The following is a 15,277-nucleotide window of genomic DNA, read 5'->3' on the forward strand; positions in this document are numbered from 1 at the left end:
TCAGTGACGGCGGACCAGACGGCGCAGGACCGCCGCTTTGACCGCGAGCGCGAGGACGAGCGCGGCGAACCCGCCCACCGGCCCGAGCGCGGGGACGAGCACCGCCGCGGCGACGGCGGTGACGGCCAGTGAGACGACGGCGGTGCCCGACGTCAGCGTCAGCACCTTGCTGTTGGTGTTTTCGACGAGGAAGCTCGCGTAGAGCCCGGTCGCGTACAGCGCCGTCTCGAGGAGCACGAGCGCCGCGAGCACGACGTAGTTGTCTTCGGCGCCGAGCCACGCCCGGGTCGCGGGCGCGGCCAGCCCGGCGGCCAGCAGCACGGCGAACGCGATCCCGGCGCGTTCGACCAGCTTCAGCAGCCCGCCCGCCCGGGCCCGCCCGGCCGCCGCGCCGGTGCCGCGCAGCCGCCACGACGCCGTCGGCTGGTGCAGCTTCAGCTGGTAGAACAGCAGCGAGCAGAACGCGCTGGACACCAGCAGCGCCAGGTAGAACGGGCCGCTGTCGGTGGTCCGCCCGGACAGCGCGAGCACGCCGAACACGACCGACGTCGAGAGCACGTCGAGCACCTCGGTCAGGCCGAGCAGGACGGTGCTGCGGCCGTAGGCGGGCAGGAGCCGGTGCCCCGCCACGCCGCCGCCGCGCAGCCACGGCCTCGGCAGCAGGGCGGCCGACGTGCCGAGGATCACCAGCAGCCCGCCCAGCAACAGCGCCAAGTGCGTTTCCGGCGGCCAGCGCACCGCCCACGTCACGCAGGTGACCACGCCGACCACGACCGAGCCCGCGGTGAACGCCAGCGCGTCCAAAGTGGACTTACCGCGCAGCCGGTGCAGACCGGACACCGTCATCAGCAGCCCGCCGGCGATCGACCACCCCGCCGCCGTCAGGTACAGCGCCGCGTCCGACTTCGGCGCCACCACCAGCGCGACGACCATCGCGGCCAGCACCGCCAGGACCGGCGCCGCGGCGATGCGGACCGCGAGCGCCGCGACGGCGTCGCGGGTCAGCCGCAGCCGCGGGAGGGTCTTCAACGCGGACTTCTCCGCCGCGCCCGGCACGAAGTTCAGCCAGGTCATCAGCCCGAGCGCGTTCGCGAAGCGCCCGTAGTCGCGGGCACCCCACGCGGTGATCAGCACCAGCCCCATCAGCTGGACCGACAACCGGAACACGCCCCGGCCGGCGAGCAGCCGCAGCACCACCGCCGGTCGCGGTGGGGCCACGGCCGCGGTGACCGAGGAGCTCGTCACGGCAGGGGCACCGCCATGTCCTGCTCGTGGAGCAGGAACTTCAGCGTGCCGCGCACGGCGTTCTCCGCGGTGAGCAGCTCGGGCACCGACCCGGCGGTGAGCACGACGTACCCCAGCTTGTGGCCCGCCTGCTCGTACGGCCGGACGAAGGAACCCTCGTCGGCGAACAAGTGCAGCCCGACCAGGCCGGGCAGCGCGCGCACGTCATCCACACCGTCCACTCGGGACAGGTGACCGCCGCGGTCGGACGCCAGGATGTGCACCAGGGTCGGCTTCGGCTCGTGCAGGTCGAGGCGCACCTCGCCGCCGGTGGCCGCGGCGATCCCGGCGCCGATCAGGTCGGCGCCGTGGCAGTGCGCGATCGCCTCCGCGAGCCCGTTGCCGCCCATCCGGGCGCCCATCTCGATGAGGTACAGCCGGCCGTCGCGGCCGAGGACGGCGTCCAGGGTGAGCGGGCCGGTGCGGTAGCCGAGCTCGGTGCAGATCAGGTCGAGCGCCTCGATCAGGCTGAGCTCGACGTCCGCGGGCAGCTCGGCTGGCAGCAGGTGCGACGCCGTCACGAAGAACGGCGGCGGCGTGAGCACCCGCTCGGTGACGGCGTGGAAGACGATCCGGCCGTCGACGACCAGCGCCTCGATGGTGAAGTGCGAGCCGTCGAGGTGCTCTTCCACGACCAGCCGGCCCGACGGGGAGAACGCGAGCGACTCGGTGAACGCCTTGGTCAGCCGGCCCGGGCCGGGGCACGAGACGACCCCGCGGCTGCCCGAGGAGTCGACCGGCTTGACCAGGGCGGGGAACCGCAGCTGCTGGGCGGCGTGCACCAGCTCCGGGCCGGGCCGGCCGTCGACACTGCGGTAGCCCGGCAGCCCCAGGTGGTCGCACAGCGCGCGGAAGACCGACTTGTCCGTCGACGCCCGCACCGCGTACTCGGGCAGCGGGTCCGGCATGCCCCAGTGCCGGGTCAGCCAGGCCAGCGCCGGCAGGCCGACGTCGCTGGCCGGGCACAGCACGCCGGCGAGGTCGCGGCGGCCGTCCAGCGCCGCCGCGATCTGCTCCGGCGCGCGGACGCTGACCTGCAGGAACTCGTCCGCGTACGCCACCGCCGGCGCGCCGGGCCGGACGTCGACGCAGATCGTGCGGAACCCCAGCTCCCGCGCCCGCTCGTAGGTGCTGACCGAACCGTCCGCGCCGCCCAGGATCACCAGGGTTCTCGCGGACCCGTTTTCCGAACTCGTCACGCTGAAACGCCTTTCCCCAGTTGCACATCGATGAGCCGGGGACCCGCCGGGTCCGCCGGGGTGAAGAGCCGGTCCTCGGCGTCGACGTCGACGTTCGCCTCCCGGATGTAGAACTGCCGCGGCCGCGCCTGGCCCGCGCCGACCACGACGAGGTAGCGCACGGTCAGCGACGACACGAGCAGGAGCACGCCGAGCAGCCCGGTCAGCACCGCGGCCTCGACCCCGGCGCCGAGCAGCCCGAAGGCGGCCGTGCCGGCGACGAGCAGCCCGATCACCCCGGCGATCAGCGCCGTCACGGACGCCGCCGTCGTGAGCCGTCGCGTGAACCCGACGAAGAGCTCGATGGCGTGCGAAGCCAGGAACCCGAAGCCCACTTTGGACTTCCCGCGCTCCCGCGCCCGGTGTGCGACCTGGACGCAGGTGTAGCGGCTGGTCAGGCGGGGGACCGTGGCCAGGAAGTACGGCGTGCCCAGCCGCAGGTCGACGATCTTGCGGGCCAGTTCCGCGCGCACCAGCCGGAACGCCGTCGCCCCCGGCGGGATTTCGATGCGCAGCACCCGGCGGCCGAGGAAGTGGAACGCGGCGGTGCCCCAGCGCCGCAGCAACGGGTCCTGGCGGTTGGTGCGGACGCCGAACACCGCGTCGTTGCCCGCTTCGGCCGCGGCGATGAGCTTCCCCGCCTCGGCGGCGGGGAACTGCTGGTCGGCGTCGATGTGCAGGATCCACGGCCGTGACGCATAGCGGTAGCCCGCCGAGAAGGCCGCCTCGAACCCGAAGTTCCGGCTGAACGAAACGTACCGGACGCGTGGGTCCGAATGGGCTAACGCGCGGATCTTGTCCAACGTCCCGTCGACGCTTCCGTCGTCGACGTAAAACAGTTCCAGCGAATAATCGGCGAGTTCGTTGGTTATTTCCCGATAGGACGGTTCGATGTTCTCGACTTCGTTGAAGCACGGAATGACTACGCTGAGTCCACCGGTCGATGGCCCGGGAAAACTGCTGGTCATCTGTTGCGCCGGGCGTGCCGTACCGGATTCGTGTCCGAACGGTCACCGACAGTGCGAATGGTGATCATGAATCCCCCAGATGGATTCGGTAAGGCGGCTTGCCGACGTGCTGTGTCGCGGAGTTATAAGCAGACGGAAAGAGTTTTTGCGACGGCAGATCTGCGAATTCCACCATTCAGACCCAGACCAAAGTAGTAACCCATCCGGCATTCGGGGTGTCCTGCGCGGCAAGTTCTTCCGCGCGGGCCGCCGATGGCGCAGACTCCCCGGCCATGTGGAATCTGGGGGCGGGGGTCTGGTGGCGTGCTGCCTACGTCCGGGCGGTCCGGTCGGCGTTCGCGACGGTGCCGTTCTACCGCGAGCGCTGGGCACTCGACGGCCGGGAGGACCCGGTCCTGGTGCCCGGGCGCACCGGGACGAACGGTGGTGCGGCGCCACTCGCGGAGGCCGTGCACAAGCTCGTCGACCTCGTGCCGCTGGCCGGTGGCGCACCGCGGACCGAACCCGCCCGCGGGCTCGGCCGGGTGCTGCGGACCGCGCGGGCAGCCGGGCCCGGCAGCCTGGTCGTCCTGCTCGGACCGGACGGCCTGCGCCCGCCGGCCGACCTGCCGAAGGGGGTCCGGGGCTGCGTCGCGGACCCCGACGAGCCGAGCGCGGCCGTGCTGCGCGAGGTCGCCGCGGTGCTGGGCCGCGGTGACCGGGTGCTCGCGGTCGGCGACGACAAGGCCATCACCGCGTTCACCGAGGACCAGCGCGTCGAGGCCGTGCCGCACCACGAGCTCGACTCACTGGACGCGGGCCCGTACGGCGTCCTGCACGACCCGGCGCTCGGGTACCTCGGCGCGCTCGGCGGCTGCGGCCGCTGGCACCTCGACTGGCCGCACGTCTACGCGCGGCCGACCGCCGCCGGGCTCGCGTTCACGTTGCTGCGCCAGGATTCCCCGCGGTTCGTCGACGTCCTCCCGGCCGGTGGCGTGCGTGGCGAGATCGCGCCCTGCCCGCGGCACGGCACCCCGGTCGTCCTGACATGAAGTTCGCCTTCCACGATCCCCGCACCGACCCGGCGCCTGAGGGCTGGGCGGAGTTCACCCGGACCGCGCGGCTGCACCCGGTGTGGGACTACGCGCTGATGGGCTTCGAGGCCTGGGGTGCGCGCAACCCGCAGCAGCTGGTCGTCGCGACCGACGGTGGCGAGATCGTCGCCGGGGCGTCCGTGCTGGTCTGCCGGCCCCGGCTCGCGCCGCGGTTCGCGCCCGCGCCGGGCCGCCGCTCGCTGCGGCCGTTCTGGGCCGAGGTGTACCAGCCGTGGCTCAGCGGTTTTCCCGGCATCGTGTTCGCCCCGGGCTTCGGTGACCGGGGCGCGCTGGTGCGGGAGTTCGAACGCGCGTTGCCGCGCCACTTCGGCGTCGGCCTGCTCGGCGTGCTCTACCGTGCGCTCGACGAGGAGCTCGCCGCGCACGTCGGTGGCCGCGCCCGGCTGGTCCGGTCGTCGGATCCGACGGCGGTGCTGGCGAACCGGTTCGCGTCCGAAGAGGACTGGCTCAAGACGTTGCCCGGCGCCCGGCGCGGCAGCCTGCGCCGGCGGCGCCGCCGGATCGCCGAGGACCCGGGCCTGGTGGTGCGCGGCGGCCCCGGCCGCGACGACGTCGACGGCGTCGAGGTCGCGACGCTGATCCGGGCCCACCGCGAGCGGTACGGGAAGCTGCCGCTGGACACGCGCACGGTTCCGTCGGCGGGGTTCCTGCACTGGTACCTCCGGCGGCCGGACGTGCACACGCTCACCTACCGCGACCCCGAAGGCCGGCTGCTCGCGGTGAACACGATGCTCGACCACCCGGACAGCCCTTGCCTGCAGCACTGGGCGGCGCTGCCGCTGGACGAGCGCGGCCGGTCGTCCGGCCTGTACTTCGACTCCTACGTGCGCGCGGTGCGGTTCATGACCCAGCGCGGGGCGAAGGAGCTGTCCGCGGGACGCGGGATGGGCGAGCTGAAGCAGGAGCTGGGTTTCCTGCCGCGTTCGCTCTACGCGGCCGTGGCGCCGAGACCGGTGCTGGGCCGATGACCGGACCTACGTCGTCCACAGTGGACGCTGACACGCAGAGTGCGAGGGCGGTGGTGGGGTGCCGCGACTGGGGGTCGCGGCACGTCGCGCCGCCCTCAAGCGGCACGCGAACCCCCGGGCCCGGCCGATGACCTGGACCGTCCGGGTGCTGGACCCGCGCACCGATCCCGAACCCGCCGGCTGGGCGGCCTTCCTCGAAACCCAGCAGGCCCCGCTGACCTGGGACTACGGCCTGCTCGGCATCGAGTCGAGGCCGTCCCGCAGCCCGTACCTGCTCACCCTGGTGAGCGATGGGGCCGAGCTCGTCGCCGCGGTGCTCGCCATGGTGTGCCGGCCCAGCCCATCGGCCGAGCCAGCGTCGGTCGGTGGGCTCGCCCGGTGGGGTCCGCGCTGGCTGGAGGTCCAGCACGCCTGGCTGTCGTGCTACCCCGCGTGGCTCTTCGCCGAAGCACTCGACGCGGACGCCCGCCGGGAGATCCTGCGCCGCTTCGAACAGGCGGCCTGCCGGCGCACCGGCCCGGGCTGCCTCGGCGTGGTCTACCGCGCCGTCACCCCGGACACCGCCGGGCTGGTCGCCGGGCGCGGCCGGCTCGTCCGCGAGGTTCTGCCCGCGCTCGTGCTGGAGAACACCTTCGCCGATCTCGACGGCTGGCTCGCGGCGCTGAGCCGGAACCGGCGCTCCAGCTTGCGCGGGCAGCTCCGCAAGATCGCCGCGGACCCCGACGTCGTCGTCCGCGCCGGGACCGCACGCGACGACCTCGACCCGGCCGAGCTGGCGGCGATGCTGCACGCCCACCGCGAAAGCAAGGGACCGGTGCGGCTCGACCGGCGCGGCCCGGTCACCGCGGAGTACCTCGGCGCGCTCGTCCGCCGCCCCGACGTCGTCACCACGACCTACCACGACGCGGCCGGGCGCCTGCTCGCCTTCACCGACCTGCTCGACCACCCGGTGACGCCGTTGCACCAGCACTGGGCCGCGCTGCCACCCGGTGGCGGCCGGCCGAAGCACCTGTACTTCGACGTCGTCGTGCGCGGGGTGCGGCACATGATCGAGCGGCGGCGGAAGTTCCTGGCGCTGGGCCGCGGCGCCACCGAGCTCAAGGTGTCGCTGGGGTTCAGCCCGAGCCCGGTGTTCGGCGCCGTCGTCCCGAGGCCGGTGACGCGGTGGTGACCGACGTCCTCGACCCGCGCCACGACCCGGAACCCGGGTACTGGACGGCGTTGCGCGAGCAGGCCGGGCTCCGCGCCGACTGGAGCTGGGAAGTGCTGGCCACGCAGGCCTGGGCCGCGCGGACCCCGCAGCCGGTCACCGTGTTCCGCGAGGGCGGGCGGCCGTGCGGGGTGGTCAGCGCCGCCTGGGTCACCGGCCGCACCCGGCGGCACCGGTTCGCCGGGACCGGCCGGGGCTGGTTCGGCGGCCTCGACGTCCGCGGGCCCGGCGCGAGCTCGCAGCCCGGCTGGTGGTTCGCCGAGCCCGGCGCCGACGGCGGGGTGGCGCGCCTGCTCGAGACGTACGTCCCGGCGATGCGGGCCGAGCTCGGGCCCGGGCTCCGCGGGCTGCTGGTCCGGCAGGTCGGCGAAACCGGGCGGGAAGCGGCCGGCGGCCGGTTCCGGCTGCTGCGCCGGACCGAGGACATCGCCGTGCTCGACGTCGCCGGGTTCGGCTCCCGCGACGACTGGATGAACTCCCTGGCGCGGAAGCGGAAGCAGAACTTGCGCAAGATCTTCCGCACCTTCGACGCCGACCCGTCGGTCGAGGTGCGGTGCGTGCCGGGGAAGGAGGCCGACCCGGTCGCCGTCGCGGAGGTGCTGCGGCTCAACGAACGCAAGCACCGGGACGTCCCGATCGTGCCGCTGCCGCACTTCACCGGCTACCTGACGGCACTGCTGCGCCAGCCCGACGTCGTGGTGATCTCCTACCACGACACGCGCACCGGCCGGCTGCTCGCCGTCGCGACGGTGCTCGACCACCCGGCGCGTCCGATCGCGCGGCACTGGGGCGCGCTGCCGCCCGAGGACGGCGGCCGGGCCGGCGCGTACTTCCACTTCTACGGCGAGGCGGTGCGCTGGGCGATCGCCAACGGCCGCGAGTCGGTGGTGTTCGGCAAGAAGATGCAGGAGATGAAGGCGACGCTCGGCGCGCGGCTGGTCCCCCAGTACGCGGCGGCCGTCCCGCTGCTAGCTTCGCGGCGTCCCACCTAGCAGCAGGAGCCCGCCATGCCGATGATCAGCGTTGCCATGTTCCCGGGGCGCACGCCCGCCCAGAAGAGCGCACTGGTCCGCGAGCTGACCGACGCGTTCATCCGCACCTGCGGCGGCAAGCCCGAAGGCGTCCAGGTGACCCTGGTGGAGGTCGGCGCGGACCACTGGGCCACCGGCGGCGTCCTCCACTCCGACCGCTGAAGCGGCACTTTCATAGGGAAAGTTCCGCGCGAGCGCAACTTTCCCTATGAAAGTGACGGCTTGGGGTCAGCGGAGGCCGAGGGCGCGCTGGGCGAAGTTGACCTCGATCGACGTCTGCTTGATCGTCTCCGCGATCACCAGCGAGCCGTGGCCGGCGTCGTAGCGGTAGAACTCGTGGTGCAGGTCGCGGCCGGCCAGCCGGTCGAGGTAGTTCTCGATCTGCCGGATCGGGCAGCGCGGGTCGTTGTCGCCGGCCAGCACGAGCACCGGCGCCGCGACGGCGTCGACGTACGTGAGCGGCGAGCACTCCCGGTACACCGCCGGCACGTCCTCCGGCGAGCCGCCGAAGAGGGCGCGGTCGAACGAGCGCAGCTGCTCCATCTCGTCCTCGTACGCGGCGACGTAGTCCGCCACCGGCACCCCGGCGACACCCGCCGCCCACCGCGTCGGCTGCGTGCCGAGCGCGAGCAGGGACAGGTAGCCGCCCCACGAAGCGCCGTTGACAACGCACTTCTTCGGGTCGCTGAGTCCACTTTGGACGGCCCAGTCGTGGACCGCGGCGACGTCTTCGAGCTCGGTCAGGCCCGGGCGGCCCTCGATGGCGTCGCGCCAGGCCGAGCCGTAGCCGGTCGAACCGCGGTAGTTGACCTCGACGACGGCGAAGCCCGCGTCGAGCCACGTCGCGCGGTAGGCGGAGAAGCGGTCCTCGTCCGCCGCGTGCGGGCCGCCGTGCAGGGAGAACACCGTCGGCAGCGGACCTTCCGGCGCCCCGGACGGCCGCGAGACCAGCGCGTGGATCCGGCCGCCGACGCCGTCGACGAACGCGTCGGTCATCGGCTCCGAACCCGGCGCGCGCTCACCCGGCGGCTCGAGCAGCACGGCGTCGGTGCCCTCGACGGTCCGCGCCCGGACCGCGGCCGGCTCGGCGGCGCTGGACCACGAGTACTCGACCGTCCCGTCCGGCCGGACCCCGGCGCCGCCGATGCGGCCGGCCGGCGTGTCCACAGAGGACAATTCGGACGTGTCGAGGTCGTAGCGGTACAGCGAGCTGCGGCCTTCGTGGAAGTGGACGACGAGCAGCGCCCGCGCGTCCGGGTACCAGCCGGCGGCGACCTCGCCGGGCAGGTCGAGCTCGAGCTCGGTCTCGGTGTCCGCCCGGACGTCCCAGACGAGCAGCTCCTCGCGGCCGCGGCGCTCGTGCAGCACCAGCAGCCGCTGGTCGCCGGGCAGCGGCGAAAACTCGAGGGCGGTCAGGCCCTTGCCCTCGCCGTCCCACTTCTCGGCGACCGTGGTGAACCCGTCGGCCGCGACCACCCGCAGCGCCGAGTGGCGCGAGTCACCGTGTTCGGAGTGCGAGATCGCGAGCAGGCTCTCGTCGCGCGACATCGACGCGATGCCGGCGTCGTCGGCGTGGCTGTAGAAGCGGTGCGTCTCGCCGCCGATCCGGGCGAACAGCTCGCTGCCGTCGTCGGTCGAGACGCCGACCGCGACGAGCTTCGCGCCGATCTCCAGCCCGGCCGGGTAGCCGTCGTGGACGTCGGGCACCGCCTTCTCGGGCTCGCTGCCCTCGGTCGCGGCGAACGGCTCGCGCACCCACGAGCCGAACTCGTCGCCGTCGGTGTCGTCGAACCACCAGATCCACTCGCCGTCCGGGGACGTCGTGGCGTGCATGGTGCCGTTCGGCCGGTCGGTGACGCGGCGGTGCTCGCCCGTCGCGCGGTTCCAGGCGTAGACCTCCCAGACACCGCTGGCGTTGGAGACGTAGAGGTTGGCGTCGGGCGCGTCGCGAGCCCAGTCGGGCGTGGAGATGCGCGGCGCGTGGAAGCGGGCGCGCCAGCGGGCTTCGGCTTCGGCGTCTTCGAACAGCCGGTCCGGGACCACCGCGGGCGGATATTGGTTGGCTGACTGCGTGCTCACCCCTCGATCCTGCCACCTTCTGGCCGTACTGTGTGCGGGGTGCTGGAGGGTTACGCGCCGGGCTACGGTGCAGACGCGGTTTCGATGATGTCCGCGCGCACGGCGGCGGAGCGCGCGACGTTCGCCCAGCCGCTGTTCACCCCGGGTATGTGGGTGGTCGACCTCGGCTGCGGTCCCGGCTCGATCACCCTCGGCCTGGCCGCCGGATCGCGCGTCACCGGGGTCGATCTCGACGCGGGCCAGGTGGCGCTCGCCCGGGCGGCCGCGCGCCGCGCCGGAAGGTCCACAGTGGACTTCGTGACGGCGTCGGCCTACGCACTGCCGTTCGCTTCCGGCTGCGTGGACGTCGCGTTCTCCCACGCCTTGTTCGAGCACCTCGCCCGGCCGCTGGACGCACTGGCCGAGCTGCGCCGGGTGCTGAAGCCCGGCGGCAGGCTGGCGTTGTCCACTTCGGACTGGAGCAAGGCCCGTGTGCGCCCGAAGACGGCGAACGTCGACGCGGCGTTGCGCGGCCACTACCTGCTGCGCCGCCAGGCGGGCGGCAACCCGTTCGCGGGCCGGGTGATCGCCGACCAGTGCGCGGCGGCGGGGTTCACGGAAGTCGTGTCGAGAGCGCGCTACCGCGAGGACATGAGCTACCGCGACCTGGCGAAGTACGTGGAGACGCGGTTGGAGGCGGCGCTCAAGGAGGAGGGGCGCGATCGCGACCAGCTGGCGAGCGCGGCCCGCTCGGCGTGGATGTGGACCCGCGGCGGTGACGGGGACTTCAGCCAGTGCTGGGTCGAAGTGACCGCGACCCGCTGAACCGCCGCTGAAACCAGAAGAGCCGGTGTCCGAAGACACCGGCTCTTACTCGTCGGGGTGGCGGGATTCGAACCCACGACCTCCTCGACCCGAACGAGGCACGCTACCAAGCTGCGCCACACCCCGAGGTACTGCTTAACGGGTCGTGGAGAAGTCTAGCGGACCGTGTCGCGGGCTTTCCGGCGGGCTGCCTTACGCGGTTCGGCCGACCCCGATCCGCGCGGGACCAGCGTCAACAGGCTCGCCTCGGGTGGGCAGGCGAACCGGGCCGGCGCCCAGGGTGAGGTGCCCAAGCCGGCCGAGACGTGCAGCCACATGTGCGCGCCCCACCGCGAAGCACCGCGCGCGCGACTGCGATCCAGGTCACAGTTGGTGACGAGCGCGCCGTAGCCCGGGAGCCGCAGCTGGCCGCCGTGCGTGTGGCCCGCCAGCACGAGGTCGTAACCGTCCGTGGCGAACGTGTCGAGGACCCGGGGCTCCGGCGAGTGCGTCACGCCGATGCGGACCGCCGCGCCGCTGTCGGCCGGGCCCGCGATGTCGGTGTAGCGGTCACGGCGCAGGTGCGGGTCGTCGACCCCCGCCGCGAACACCGCCTGGCCGCCGACGTCGATCGTGCGGCGGACGTGCGTCAGGTCCGTCCAGCCGTGCTCGACGAACGCGGCGCGCAGGTCGCGCCACGGCAGCTGGACGCCGTGGATGCGCTTCTTCTTGCCCTTCGGCATCAGGTACCGGGCCGGGTTCTTGGGTTTCGGCGCGTAGTAGTCGTTGCTGCCGAAGACGAACACTCCGGGCCGGTCGAGCAGCGGGCCCAGCGCGCGCAGCACGGACGGGACGGCGGTGCGGTGCGACAGGTTGTCGCCGGTGTTGACGACGAGGTCCGGGTTCAGCTCGTCGAGCGCGGCGACCCAGCGCTGCTTGCTGCGGTGGCCCGGCAGCATGTGCAGGTCCGAGACGTGCAGGACGGTGAACGGCCGGGACCCGGGCGCCAGCACCGGGAGCTCGGCGGTGCGCAGGGTCCAGTGCCGCCGTTCGATGCCGACGGCGTAACCGAGGGTCGCGGCGCCGAGGGCCAGCGTCCCCGCGGCGAGGCGCTTCGCTGTCGCCCCCGACGTGCTTGTGTTACTGAGCGTGCTCACGGGGTCCAGGATACGTGCTCAACAGTTGGATGACTTCGCCGCCGTTACGGGGAACCTGCCGCTTAGCATTTGCGTCGGCCCGATAGACGGGACTTGAGCCGGGGGGCTTGGGGAGAACGATGGAGCAGTTCGGGCCGTACAAGATCGAAGGCCTGCTCGGCCGCGGTGGCATGGGCGAGGTCCACCGCGCCTACGACACCGTGCACGACCGCGTCGTCGCGCTGAAGCTGTTGTCCGATCCCTTCGTGGCGGACGAGGCGTTCCGCGCGCGGTTCCGCCGCGAGTCGCAGATCGTCGCGCGGCTGCGGGAACCGCACGTCATCCCGATCCACGCCTACGGCGAGATCGACGACCGGCTGTACCTCGACATGCGGCTCGTCGAAGGCCGCGACCTCAAGGAGCTGCTCGCGGACGGGCCGCTGGAGCCCGCGCGGGCGGCCGGGATCGTCGAGCAGGTCGCGGGCGCGCTCGACGCCGCCCACGCCGACGGCCTGGTGCACCGCGACGTCAAGCCGTCCAACGTGCTCGTCACGAGCGCCGACTTCGTGTACCTCGTGGACTTCGGCATCGCGCGGTCGATGTCGGGCGAGGGCACGTCGATCACGGGCACCGGCAACGTGATCGGCACGCTCGACTACATGGCGCCGGAACGCTTCGGCGAGGCGCCGATCACCGGGCTCGTCGACGTCTACGCGCTCGCGTGCGTGCTCTTCGAGTGCCTCACCGGGCGGCGGCCGTTCCTGGCCGAGGGCGCGGCCGCGCAGATGGGCGCGCACCTGAACGCCGCACCGCCGGCGCCTTCGCAGGAGCGGCCGGGCCTGCCGCCCGCGTTGGACGCCGTGGTGGCGCGCGGCATGGCGAAGGACCCGGCCGGCCGCTACCCGACGGCGGGCGCGTTCGCCGAGGCCGTCCGCGCGGCGGTGACCGCGCCGGCCGCCCCGCTGCCGACGTGGCAGAAGACCCTGCCGGGCCCGGTGACTTCGCCGCGGCCCACGCTCACCGGGCCGCCGCCCACCTTCTCCGGGCCGATCCCCCAGCAGCACGCGGTGTCCGCCCCGATGACCCCGCCGCGTCCGATGCCGGCCACGCCCTACGCGGGCCCGCCGACCGGCCCGCGGCCGTTCACCGGGCCGTCGGGCAAGCTCGCCCCGGTCGCGGGCGGCCCGCCGAAGTCCCAGCGGAACCGGTGGATCGCGCTGTGCGGCGTGCTCGCCGGCGTCGTCGTGGTCGCGCTGCTGATCACGTACCTGGTGACCAAGGACAGCACCACGCAGACCGGTCACCAGGGTTCGGTGACACCGCCGGTGACCGTCAGCCCGCCGACGACCCCGCCCGCGACGACGTCGCCGCCACCGTCCACTTCGGAATCGAAGCCGACCCCCGACAGCAAGCTGTTCGCGGCGCTGCCCGCGGTCTACAAGCAGTACACGTGCGTGCCGGCGGCGGCCCCACCCGGCACGGCCGCGGCGGCCGAGTGCACGGATTCGAACGTCGGCGACGTCAAGATCGGCAACGTGATGTTCCCGCAGCCGACCGGCGCGAAGTTCCTGCGCTTCGCCGACGCGGCGGCGATGGACGCGTTCTTCCAGGACATCGTGAAGACCCAGGGCCTCACCCGCAACGACGCCCAGGGCGCGTGCCGGCCGGAGAAGTACCCGAAGATCTGGGGCACGTACTACCGCGCCGAAGTCCCGAACCCGATCCCGGGCGAGTACCTGACGTGCTTCCTCGGCAACCCGGCCCAGCTGGTGTGGACGGAGAAGAAGAACCTGGTGGCGGGCATCCTGCTGTCCACGAAGGTCTCGGACAACGACGAGCTGGACAAGCTCTACCAGTGGTGGAACACGGAGATTCTGTCGGACATGCCGCAGAGCTGAGGAAGGTCGCCTAGGGCCTGTATCGAAGTCGGTCAGAGCCACTCGTTGATCGCGGCGATGTGCACAGTCGCCTCGTAGCGGACGGCGAGTTTGTCGTAGCGGGTGGCGACCCCGCGGTGCCGTTTGAGCCGGTTGATGCCGCATTCCACAGCGTGGCGCTGCTTATAGATCTCGGGGTCGAAGGCCGGTGGCCGACCGCCCTTCGACCCCTTGGCTCTGCGATATGCATCCTGATCAGCCTTGCTCGGAATCGTCGCCTTGATCCCACGCCCGCGCAGGTGCGCCCGGTTGGCCTTCGACGTGTAAGCCTTGTCCGCCAGCACCCGATCAGGACGCGTCCGCGGCCGCCCAACACCCGGACGAGGCACCCGGATCCCGGCCAGGACCGGCACGAACTGCGGACTGTCACCCCGCTGGCCGGCGGTCAGCACGATCGACAACGGCTTCTGCCCCTGCTCACACCCCAGATGCAGCTTCGTGGTCAACCCACCGCGGGACCGCCCCAACGCATGATCCTCCGGCTCCACGGCGACCCCGCCCGGTGGCTCAGCCTGAAGATCCCCCTTTTCCGCGCACCTGCGGCATGCTGATGCGCCCGCGCGATCGTGGAATCCACACTGATATCCCACGTGATCCGCCCCTCGGCTTCGGCCCGGGCCTGCAACGCAGTCAGAATCGCCTGCCAGACACCCGCGCGCTGCCACCGCCGGAACAACCCATAAACCGCCGCCCAGGACCCATATCCCGGCGGCATGTCCCGCCACGGCGCACCGGTGCGCACCCGCCACCGGATCCCATCGATCAACTGCCGTCTGCTCCACAACGACGGCCGACCCGGCCGCGACGGCACCGGCAACAACGGCTCCAGCACCGCCCACTGCTCGTCGGTCAGGTCGAACCGCCCCGCCACCGCTAAGGTGTCCACGAGGTCTCCGGTGGTGTTCAGGTTCTTCTTGGTCGACGAACCAACTACCGGAGACCTCATCCATTCCCGGCCACCAACACGCCCAACACGGTCAACTCCAGGTCAACCTGTCGGAGACGACTTCGATACAGGCCCTAGGGCCGGCAAGCGTGGAGTTCGATGCTGCTTTCGTCCTGGACGGGCAAGGTGATGTCGTACTCGTAGCAGGGGTCGGCCGAAATCGTGCCGAACGCACCCGACGTGACGCCGTGGACCTCCGCGGTCACCACCACGGTCGAGCCGAGCCGCCGGATGCTGTGCGCTCCGGCGGTCGACAACGCCAACGCGCGATTGATTCCGGCATCCGTGAGAGCGCCTTCGTGCGCCGCGGTGACAAGCCTGCCCACCGCTTCGTGAGCTTGCGCGTCCGCGGCTTCGGTGGCTTTGCCGACAGCGCGGTCGTCCGCGGTGGGTGGTCCGAGCGTGACCCAGAGGACGACCACCGCGGCGACGAGCGCGGCACCGGCGAGCAGCCAGGTGATCCGGGCGGCCCGGGGGTGCCGGCGATCGGTCTTCTCACTCACGAACCGTGGCATCCGATCGCCGTAGGCGTGTTCCGGAGCACTCGAGTGTAGCGGCGGGGCCGGTGTATCGGAGCCGGAAAAACGGAAGGGCCCGCGGTTT

At 72.5% G+C, this 15,277-nt stretch carries 14 protein-coding genes and 1 tRNA gene; 7 read left to right on the plus strand and 8 right to left on the minus strand.

Going from position 1 to position 15,277, the window contains the following annotated elements; translation table 11 throughout:
• The 3 genes from M8542_RS00815 to M8542_RS00825 are packed head-to-tail and all read right to left on the minus strand — an operon-like array spanning position 1 to position 3,490.
• Positions 1-1,245, minus strand: a complete 1,245-nt coding sequence (locus tag M8542_RS00815) for a hypothetical protein (RefSeq protein WP_257918004.1) — start codon at positions 1,243-1,245, stop codon at positions 1-3.
• On the minus strand, positions 1,242-2,483 hold the full coding sequence (locus M8542_RS00820; protein WP_257918005.1) for an ATP-grasp domain-containing protein: 1,242 nt from the start codon (positions 2,481-2,483) through the stop codon (positions 1,242-1,244). Before M8542_RS00820 ends, M8542_RS00815 begins: the two co-directional genes overlap by 4 nt.
• Positions 2,480-3,490 carry a glycosyltransferase family 2 protein gene (locus tag M8542_RS00825; RefSeq protein ID WP_257918006.1) on the minus strand — a complete coding sequence of 337 codons (1,011 nt, stop codon included), beginning with the start codon at positions 3,488-3,490 and terminating at the stop codon, positions 2,480-2,482. Before M8542_RS00825 ends, M8542_RS00820 begins: the two co-directional genes overlap by 4 nt.
• 272 nt (positions 3,491-3,762) lie before the next feature.
• On the opposite strand from M8542_RS00825, the gene M8542_RS00830 reads away from it, so the two are divergent.
• From M8542_RS00830 to M8542_RS00850, 5 genes are read left to right on the plus strand one after another with little or no spacing between them, the layout of a single operon-like run.
• Positions 3,763-4,521, plus strand: a complete 759-nt coding sequence (locus tag M8542_RS00830) for a hypothetical protein (protein ID WP_257918007.1) — start codon at positions 3,763-3,765, stop codon at positions 4,519-4,521.
• Positions 4,518-5,552: a GNAT family N-acetyltransferase gene (locus tag M8542_RS00835; protein WP_257918008.1), complete on the plus strand. Its 1,035-nt coding sequence runs from the start codon at positions 4,518-4,520 to the stop codon at positions 5,550-5,552. Before M8542_RS00830 ends, M8542_RS00835 begins: the two co-directional genes overlap by 4 nt.
• A gap of 58 nt (positions 5,553-5,610) precedes the next feature.
• Positions 5,611-6,723 (plus strand): GNAT family N-acetyltransferase, encoded by a 1,113-nt coding sequence (locus M8542_RS00840; RefSeq protein ID WP_308210229.1) that lies wholly within the window; start codon positions 5,611-5,613, stop codon positions 6,721-6,723.
• Positions 6,717-7,754, plus strand: coding sequence for a GNAT family N-acetyltransferase (locus M8542_RS00845; RefSeq protein WP_257918009.1), 1,038 nt, complete (start codon positions 6,717-6,719; stop codon positions 7,752-7,754). Before M8542_RS00840 ends, M8542_RS00845 begins: the two co-directional genes overlap by 7 nt.
• Positions 7,755-7,769: 15 nt before the next feature.
• Positions 7,770-7,955 carry a tautomerase family protein gene (locus M8542_RS00850; protein WP_257918010.1) on the plus strand — a complete coding sequence of 62 codons (186 nt, stop codon included), beginning with the start codon at positions 7,770-7,772 and terminating at the stop codon, positions 7,953-7,955.
• A gap of 66 nt (positions 7,956-8,021) precedes the next feature.
• On the opposite strand, the gene M8542_RS00855 is transcribed toward M8542_RS00850, so the two are convergent.
• Positions 8,022-9,872 (minus strand): prolyl oligopeptidase family serine peptidase, encoded by a 1,851-nt coding sequence (locus tag M8542_RS00855; protein WP_257918011.1) that lies wholly within the window; start codon positions 9,870-9,872, stop codon positions 8,022-8,024.
• Between the two features lie 39 nt (positions 9,873-9,911).
• Here M8542_RS00855 and M8542_RS00860 point away from each other — a divergent pair, with 39 nt between their 5' ends.
• Positions 9,912-10,676 (plus strand): class I SAM-dependent methyltransferase, encoded by a 765-nt coding sequence (locus tag M8542_RS00860; RefSeq protein ID WP_257918012.1) that lies wholly within the window; start codon positions 9,912-9,914, stop codon positions 10,674-10,676.
• A 52-nt stretch (positions 10,677-10,728) separates the two neighbouring features.
• Here the strand turns inward: M8542_RS00860 and M8542_RS00865 are convergent.
• Positions 10,729-10,802: transfer RNA gene (locus M8542_RS00865), tRNA-Pro, on the minus strand.
• A 29-nt stretch (positions 10,803-10,831) separates the two neighbouring features.
• The gene (locus M8542_RS00870) at positions 10,832-11,812 is read right to left on the minus strand and encodes a metallophosphoesterase (protein WP_257918013.1); all 981 of its coding nucleotides are present in this window, start codon (positions 11,810-11,812) and stop codon (positions 10,832-10,834) included.
• 119 nt (positions 11,813-11,931) lie between these two features.
• Between M8542_RS00870 and M8542_RS00875 the strand changes: the two genes are divergently transcribed.
• Complete coding sequence (locus M8542_RS00875; RefSeq protein ID WP_257918014.1) at positions 11,932-13,689, plus strand: serine/threonine-protein kinase; 1,758 nt, start codon at positions 11,932-11,934, stop codon at positions 13,687-13,689.
• Between the two features lie 32 nt (positions 13,690-13,721).
• Here the strand turns inward: M8542_RS00875 and M8542_RS00880 are convergent.
• A protein-coding gene (locus tag M8542_RS00880; protein WP_372508449.1) for an IS5 family transposase occupies positions 13,722-14,674 on the minus strand; the annotation gives its coding sequence in 2 pieces (ribosomal slippage) (positions 13,722-14,206 and positions 14,206-14,674; 954 coding nt in all).
• Positions 14,675-14,748: 74 nt separating this feature from the next.
• A complete protein-coding gene (locus M8542_RS00885) occupies positions 14,749-15,177 on the minus strand; it encodes a hypothetical protein (RefSeq protein ID WP_257918015.1) in 429 nt (142 codons plus the stop codon).
• Between the last annotated feature and the right edge of the window lie 100 nt (positions 15,178-15,277).

This window comes from Amycolatopsis iheyensis, assembly GCF_024703995.1.
Classification (GTDB): Bacteria; Actinomycetota; Actinomycetes; order Mycobacteriales; family Pseudonocardiaceae; genus Amycolatopsis; species Amycolatopsis iheyensis.

Excerpts from the sequence above, each read along its gene's own strand:
- M8542_RS00825 (WP_257918006.1), bottom strand. The coding sequence starts at position 3,490 with ATGACCAGCAGTTTTCCCGGGCCATCGACCGGTGGACTCAGCGTAGTC.
- M8542_RS00830 (WP_257918007.1), top strand. The coding sequence starts at position 3,763 with ATGTGGAATCTGGGGGCGGGGGTCTGGTGGCGTGCTGCCTACGTCCGG.
- M8542_RS00835 (WP_257918008.1), top strand. The coding sequence starts at position 4,518 with ATGAAGTTCGCCTTCCACGATCCCCGCACCGACCCGGCGCCTGAGGGC.
- M8542_RS00850 (WP_257918010.1), top strand. The coding sequence starts at position 7,770 with ATGCCGATGATCAGCGTTGCCATGTTCCCGGGGCGCACGCCCGCCCAG.
- M8542_RS00875 (WP_257918014.1), top strand. The coding sequence starts at position 11,932 with ATGGAGCAGTTCGGGCCGTACAAGATCGAAGGCCTGCTCGGCCGCGGT.